Source organism: uncultured Nostoc sp. (genome assembly GCF_937863485.1).
In the GTDB taxonomy this organism is placed as follows: Bacteria; Cyanobacteriota; Cyanobacteriia; order Cyanobacteriales; family Nostocaceae; genus Nostoc.
The window spans coordinates 1-6,499 of sequence record NZ_CALMFY010000097.1; the positions used below are offsets into that span (position 1 = coordinate 1).

Sequence of the window (6,499 nt, forward strand, 5' to 3'; positions counted from 1 at the left end):
TGAACAATCTCGCATTACTCTACGTCTCTACAGGACGCTATAGCGAAGCTGAACCCTTGTATCAGCAAGCTTTGGAACTGTATAATCGCTTACTGGGATAAGAACATCTGTTTGTCGCCTCTAGCCTTAACAATATGGCAGTACTCTACCCTTCTACAGGACGCTACTGAGAAGCTGAAGCCCTGTATCAGCAAGCTTTGTCACTGAAAAAATGCTTACTGGGAGACAACCATCCCGATGTTGCCACTAGCTTGAACAATCTCGGAGAACTCTACGCTTCTACAAAACGCTACAGCAAAGCCGAACCCCTGTATCAGCAAGCTTTGAAACTGAAAAAACGCTTACTAGGAGACAACCATCCCAATGTCGCTATTATTTTGAACAATCTCGCAGCACTCTACAGTTCTACAGAACGCGACAGCGAAGCCGAACCCTTGTATCAGCAAGCTTTGGCAATTTGTGAGCAGGCTTTAGGTGTAGGTCATCCCGATACAATGGCAGTTCGGGGAAATTATGCAAGATTTTTAAGAAAAGCATATCGCTAACGATCGCACCCTTTCACAAAATTACACCAAATTGATGCCACACAACAGTTGTAGTTTAAATTTTAGCAGCGATCGCCTACAAATTGTAACTTCAAATAGCGATCGCTCCCTCTTGTCTCTTCCTTCGCGCCCTTTGCGTCCTTTGCGGTTCGATTTTCATGCTAATTGACAACGTGCAATTACCCCCTTATATCTAAAGTACAGTGAAAAATAGAGCGACGCCGAATAGCCCGTCGTAGACATCGCATAGCCATTTTAATTACAAAACTCGAAATTTGAGGTTCAAAGGCTCAACGTTGAGGTTCAGAGGCTTTGGAAGTCCCTTAGAGGATATTTCAAAAGTATTATTACTAACATCAAAACCTCAGAAATCTAACCCACCGAGCAAGCCTTCCCTCTCTTAGACCTCTTGCATAAATCGAAATTAGTTAACTTAAACTACGGGTAAACACTGGCAAATACAAGTACTTATATGTCGTTATTTTTGCTCTTACATTACATTCAAATCAACTGATAACTACTGTGACTGTAACAATCAATACAATTGAATTTTGATTTTGGAATTGTTTGTGGAATAAGTTTTACAGAAACTTTATCTTTATAGATATTAAGTAAAAACCTATATTGGGAAGCATAATATATAACCTGATGAGGGTTGGGTTCCATGAGAGTTAATTCCACTGGATTGCGAATCAAAAATACTCTTTTGCCAGGATAGCTCGGAACTAATTCGCCAACTATCAAACAGAATTTATGAAACTCGATCACAAGCTTTACTTGTATTCATTCCTAGCTCATTTCGGATGGCTCAAGAAAAGTTACACCGCTAAAATCATGTTGGTGGCATTTTTGGGCACTCATGTACCACTTCTGACCTTACTCTTGAGTTTCGTCATCTCAAACTCCTATTCCTTGGAGATGGCGGTGCGAGTTATGATCATTGCTCTGTTAGCTACGTTAGCGGGTACGGCTGCCACCCTCTACGCCCTAAACCATCTCCTCAAACCAGTCATTTTGACATCTGCTGCATTGCAAAACTACCTCAATACCAAAACACTACCTGAACTGCCTACAGAATTTGCTGATGAAGCGGGTACCTTGATGGCGGATACCTCACAAACTCTTCACAAATTAGATGAGTTAATTCACTACATCACTAATTATGATGATCTAACTGGATTGCCCAATCGTGATTTATTCCGCGATCGCCTCTATCAAACTCTATCCCAACCTGAAAACAAACAGCGCCTTGTAGCTGTCTTTTTCCTGGCCATTGATGATTTCACTGATATTAGTCATGGGTTAGAGCATGAGACAACAAATTTGTTGTTAAGAGCAGTTGCTCATAGGTTATCAACCTGCATGGCGCAAACAGATATTCTTGCCCATTTAAGTGGAGATGAATTTGCCCTTGCCCGCATTAACATTCATTCTTTTGAAAATGTGATTAAGTTATCTCAAATACTGTTGAGTACCCTGAGCAAACCCTTTTTTCTAGAAGGTAACTCGATTCATCTCACCGCTAGTATTGGTATCACAATTAATGACTTCAATGATCCTAATAGTGTAGATAAACTCTTGCAACAGGCTCACATAGCACTGTACCAGGCGAAGCAGCAAGGGCGTAGCCAATACCAATTCTATTCGCCAGAAATTAATGCTCAGTTGCAAGAGCGACTGACTTTAGAAAATGAATTACATGGAGCGCTTGGGCGCAACGAAATGCTGGTTTATTATCAACCTCTAATTGATTTACACAGCGGACAAGTTACAGCTATGGAAGCGTTAGTTCGCTGGCAGCATCCTACCTTCGGTTTGGTTTCTCCAGTAAAGTTTATTCCCATTGCAGAAGCCAATGGTTTGATCGTACCAATTGGTGAATGGGTCTTGCGAACTGCTTGTGCCCAAAACCGTGCTTGGCAGCTTGCTGGATTTACCCCAATTCGGATATCTGTGAATCTGTCAGCTCGACAGTTTGAACAAGCAAATCTAGTTGAGGTCGTCAGCCAAATTCTTGAGGAGACTGGACTCCAAGCATCTTACCTGGAACTGGAAGTGACGGAAAGCTTCTTGATGGCTGACATTGAGCGATCAGTTAAAACCTTAAAACAATTACGAGAACTGGGTATTTGGTTGGCTCTAGACGACTTTGGCACCGGTTATTCCTCGCTGAACTACTTGAAGCGCTTTCCTGTGAATATGCTCAAGATTGATCAGTCATTTGTGCAGGATGTCATATCTAATTCTGATAGCGCCGCCGTCACCGATGCGATCATTGCCCTAGCAAAAAGCCTCCGATTGAAGATCACGGCAGAGGGTGTGGAAACCCAAGAACAGCTTGAATACCTGCAAATGCGGGGATGTGAAGAAGGTCAGGGTTTCTACTTTGGTCGTCCTGTCCCTGCTGATATAATTGCTGCGATGTTGCACAAAAGTTCTCAGCAGATGGAGACAATTGCAGCATAGGTGGATACCTAAGCCATTACAACGTGTTCCATTTTGCACCTATCTCGGCGGCCATCCGAATACTTGTATAACGCTACGCACCTAGATTGAGATTCTTTTTGTGTGGTAAAAAAATTGTCCGGGTTTAGCCGCATTAGAATCCATTGGCAAATTCGCAGTGTAAAAGGCGAGGCTAATCCTCTAGGAACTGCGATCGCCCATTGTCTGCGAAATCCTTGATCTTCATCCGACTGCCAGTATGTATCCCAGGACTTACGCACACTCTACTAATTCTTCTCTACGAGACGCTGCGCGTTCGCGTAGCGTTCCGTTGGCGCAGCCTCTCGTAGAGAAGGAAAGGCGGTTCGAGAAATTAAGCTTTTTAGCAATTTTTGCGTAAGTCCTGTATCCGGCAATTTCTACGGAGGACGTTGTTAAATATTCCGATCGCGCTACCGAAAGAATCTACTCGCCAGAAAATCACACAAAAGGTCAGAGCATCTCACAAAGCGCGGAAGCAATCCAAACAACTGCTAGAAATTGCTAAAACAGGAGTAGAACCGGCGATCGCAACAGCTTGGATAAACCAACAACTTGAAACCTTGGGCATTAACCTAACCACTGCCACTTAACATACTGGAGTAGCAATGAAAGCACTTAAAGTTATGGCAACGATCAATGAGGAGGGACAACTAACCTTAGATCATCCTCTCACAACAGATAAAAATAGCCGTGTAGAAGTCATTGTTCTAATCCCAGATGAGGAAGCCCCGGATGAGACATCTCAGGCAGAAGTCTTAGCAGATTTCCGGCAAGCTTGGCACGAAGCCATGACTGAGCAAACGATTCCTGTTGCTCAACTTTGGGAAGGTCTTGAAGATGACTAATCAGCGCAGAATATGAGCAACAGACAATCAACGATGAAGAGGATATTTAAACAATTGAGTTTTAAGCACTTGACAAGATTCTTATTTTCTTAACTTGACATCAATGGCAGGATGCCCACCCCACAAGAATCATCTCTTTATTCAGCAATACCTATTTTGAAACTGTGGAAAGCTTTGCAACCATCTGAGTCCGAGATGAAACCTCAAGCTTGCGAAACATCCTTTTTAAAGCTTGCTTGACAGAGTTTTCAGTAATCCAAAGTTCAGCACTAATTTCTGCATTGGTTTGTCCTTGAGCCACCAAGTCAGCAATTTGCATTTCACGAGGCGTTAAACGCTTTGTCTGTAATAGTGGTTGTTGTAATCTCACCGTTGCCACCCAAGTCGAAACGTGCAGACAAAGCGCACTCAAATCTGTAAGATTTTGTGAGTCGAATGCAGGCATTCCTTGCTTACGGGTAAAACCTAACACGCCCACTAACTCACCATTGCTGACAATCGGCCCTGCCATGACGTGCCAGTGATCAGCACGAGGACAAATCAACTTCCACGTCTTAGGTTCTACTACCAAAGCTTCATGAACAGGGGCATGGTGTTCTAGCAAGTAGCGTGCAAGTGGATTGTGTTGGGGTGATAATGCAATTTGCATTGCTTTTTGGAGCTTGCTGTCAACTAGAGAAATTTGAGCAAAGAAAAACAGCCCACCTCGTGTAGCTGAAAAATACTGACTCATTTCTGCGGATATGTGCGATCGCAACGTCTGTTCATCTTTAGCTTGAGCAATTGCATAAAATAGAGCTTGTAAGGCAATCATGATTGGCAAAGTGTACCCTTTCGAGGTCTAGGCGCAGTATAGCAACCAGACCTATCTTAACTTTAGTCACATCAAGTCAAATCCTTTGTTTGCTTTTTTTGGATTACTTTACCATGACTATAAATTCTGGCATTGATGACACACAGATATCCGGGCGCTGGATTCAAATTAGTTTTTTGATCGCAGCAGTGTTTTTCAATCTCTGTTTAGCAACCCAAGTATTCAGTGTTGGATTAGCTTACTTTTACAATTCTGATTGGTGGAACCTACATATTTGGCTCGTGCGAGGATATAGCGGACTCTCACTAATTTTGTTGGTATGGGTGTTTTTGATTCCCTTTCCCCCAAGAATCCAGAGCCTTACAGCAAGTATGCCAGTGCTGCTGGGACTACAATTTCTCACAATTCACTTAAAGACTTCTTTTCCTTTAGCAGTCTTCCACCCACTTATCGGCTTTTCCTTATTCTCTATTTCCACAACCCTAGTTCATCGGACATCACACATCGTATTTCCCAACCAAGACTAAATCTGAAGAGGAAACACAACTTTCAATTCTTTTAGCGCTATTACAGGAGAAATATTAAGTGTCTCAATACGCTGATTCATCCGTTCTCGTTGATACCCAGTGGCTGGCAAATCATCTCAACGATCCAAACGTCCGCATTATCGAAGTAGATATGAGTCTAGAGCCGTACAAAAATGCTCACATCCCTGGTGCTGTCTTCTGGAACATTTTTACAGACTTACTATTGCCCGATTTGAAGATGAATTGGGATGCACAAGCTTTTGAGAAATTGATGGCACGCTCAGGCATCACCAATGACACAACAGTGATTGCTTATGGCAGTTATCCTGGAACAGGAGCCTGGATTTTCTGGTTATTGAAAGTCTTTGGGCATGAGAATGTCCGAGTTCTCAATGGCGGCTACCAGAAATGGAAGTCAGAAGCTCGTCCACTCGCAACTGAGTTATCCACCTTTGCTGACACTGATTACCATGCCAAAACTCCTAATGCTCATCTGCGAGTATTACATAATGAAGTTCAGGCATCGATTGGTAGAAGCGATGTCTACGACGGGCTACGCCTACGCCTCTTGTTGGATGTCCGAACACTTCAAGAATATTGTGGTGAGTGGTTTTTCAATCAGCCACCTAAAGCAGGTGAACTCACTGGACATATTCCAGGTGCAGTGCATCTTGAGCATACCTTAATTCTCAATGAGGATGGAACTTTTAAATCATTCAATGAATTGAAAAATCTTTATGAGAGTAAAGGCATTACGGCTGATAAAGAAGTGTTTCCCTACTGTACTATAGGTGCGCGTTCTGGATATATCTGGTTTGTCTTAAAGTATTTATTGGGCTATCCGAATGTTCGGAATTATGATGGCTCTTGGAATGAGTGGAGTCGTCTGCCTGATGTAGCGATCGAGAAATAGTGAGAGTTACTTGGGAATATATTTGCTTTTCTTGTGCCCATTTTCTTGAGCGTGATAAGTAAGCCTGGGGATAATCCCTGTTCTTCTTGGTGATGGTGCGAAGTGTGACTGCTGCTACCTTCTCCTTTGTAGCGCCGCGTTTTACTAAAGCTTTCATTACTAGGGGATATATCTGATTTACCAGAGTTTACCTCAATATCCCATAGCCCTTAGTACAGCATTTGATTAATTCGTAGCGAATTAATCAAAGACAATACCCTGCAATGCCAATGCGTCGGCTTGCATTGTTAATGCATCGGCTTGCAATGCAAATGTGTCGGCTTTCATTGTTAATGAGTCGGCTTAATAATAAAATGTGTCGCCTTAAA

At 42.7% G+C, this 6,499-nt stretch carries 6 protein-coding genes and 1 pseudogene; 6 read left to right on the top strand and 1 reads right to left on the bottom strand.

What is annotated here, in order from left to right; all coding sequences use genetic code 11:
* From Q0541_RS12815 to Q0541_RS12830, 4 genes and pseudogenes are all read left to right on the top strand, one after another.
* A pseudogene (locus tag Q0541_RS12815) lies at positions 1-545 on the top strand (tetratricopeptide repeat protein); the annotation flags it as partial.
* Positions 546-1,298: 753 nt separating this feature from the next.
* Positions 1,299-3,011 carry a bifunctional diguanylate cyclase/phosphodiesterase gene (locus tag Q0541_RS12820; protein WP_298910741.1) on the top strand — a complete coding sequence of 571 codons (1,713 nt, stop codon included), beginning with the start codon at positions 1,299-1,301 and terminating at the stop codon, positions 3,009-3,011.
* Between the two features lie 410 nt (positions 3,012-3,421).
* Complete coding sequence (locus Q0541_RS12825) at positions 3,422-3,622, top strand: hypothetical protein (RefSeq protein ID WP_298910742.1); 201 nt, start codon at positions 3,422-3,424, stop codon at positions 3,620-3,622.
* Positions 3,623-3,637: 15 nt separating this feature from the next.
* A complete protein-coding gene (locus Q0541_RS12830; RefSeq protein WP_298910743.1) occupies positions 3,638-3,877 on the top strand; it encodes a hypothetical protein in 240 nt (79 codons plus the stop codon).
* Between the two features lie 151 nt (positions 3,878-4,028).
* Here Q0541_RS12830 and Q0541_RS12835 read toward each other — a convergent pair whose 3' ends face one another.
* Positions 4,029-4,691, bottom strand: coding sequence for a LuxR C-terminal-related transcriptional regulator (locus Q0541_RS12835; RefSeq protein ID WP_298910746.1), 663 nt, complete (start codon positions 4,689-4,691; stop codon positions 4,029-4,031).
* A gap of 113 nt (positions 4,692-4,804) precedes the next feature.
* Here Q0541_RS12835 and Q0541_RS12840 point away from each other — a divergent pair, with 113 nt between their 5' ends.
* Together Q0541_RS12840 and Q0541_RS12845 are read left to right on the top strand one after the other, a co-directional pair.
* Positions 4,805-5,218, top strand: coding sequence for a DUF6220 domain-containing protein (locus Q0541_RS12840; RefSeq protein ID WP_298910750.1), 414 nt, complete (start codon positions 4,805-4,807; stop codon positions 5,216-5,218).
* A 58-nt stretch (positions 5,219-5,276) separates the two neighbouring features.
* Positions 5,277-6,131 (top strand): sulfurtransferase, encoded by an 855-nt coding sequence (locus Q0541_RS12845; RefSeq protein ID WP_298910752.1) that lies wholly within the window; start codon positions 5,277-5,279, stop codon positions 6,129-6,131.
* Positions 6,132-6,499: the final 368 nt, after the last annotated feature.

Bases quoted from the DNA above. Each gene is read 5' to 3' on its own strand.
- Q0541_RS12820 (WP_298910741.1), top strand. From the start codon at position 1,299: ATGAAACTCGATCACAAGCTTTACTTGTATTCATTCCTAGCTCATTTC.
- Q0541_RS12830 (WP_298910743.1), top strand. From the start codon at position 3,638: ATGAAAGCACTTAAAGTTATGGCAACGATCAATGAGGAGGGACAACTA.
- Q0541_RS12835 (WP_298910746.1), bottom strand. From the start codon at position 4,691: ATGATTGCCTTACAAGCTCTATTTTATGCAATTGCTCAAGCTAAAGAT.
- Q0541_RS12840 (WP_298910750.1), top strand. From the start codon at position 4,805: ATGACTATAAATTCTGGCATTGATGACACACAGATATCCGGGCGCTGG.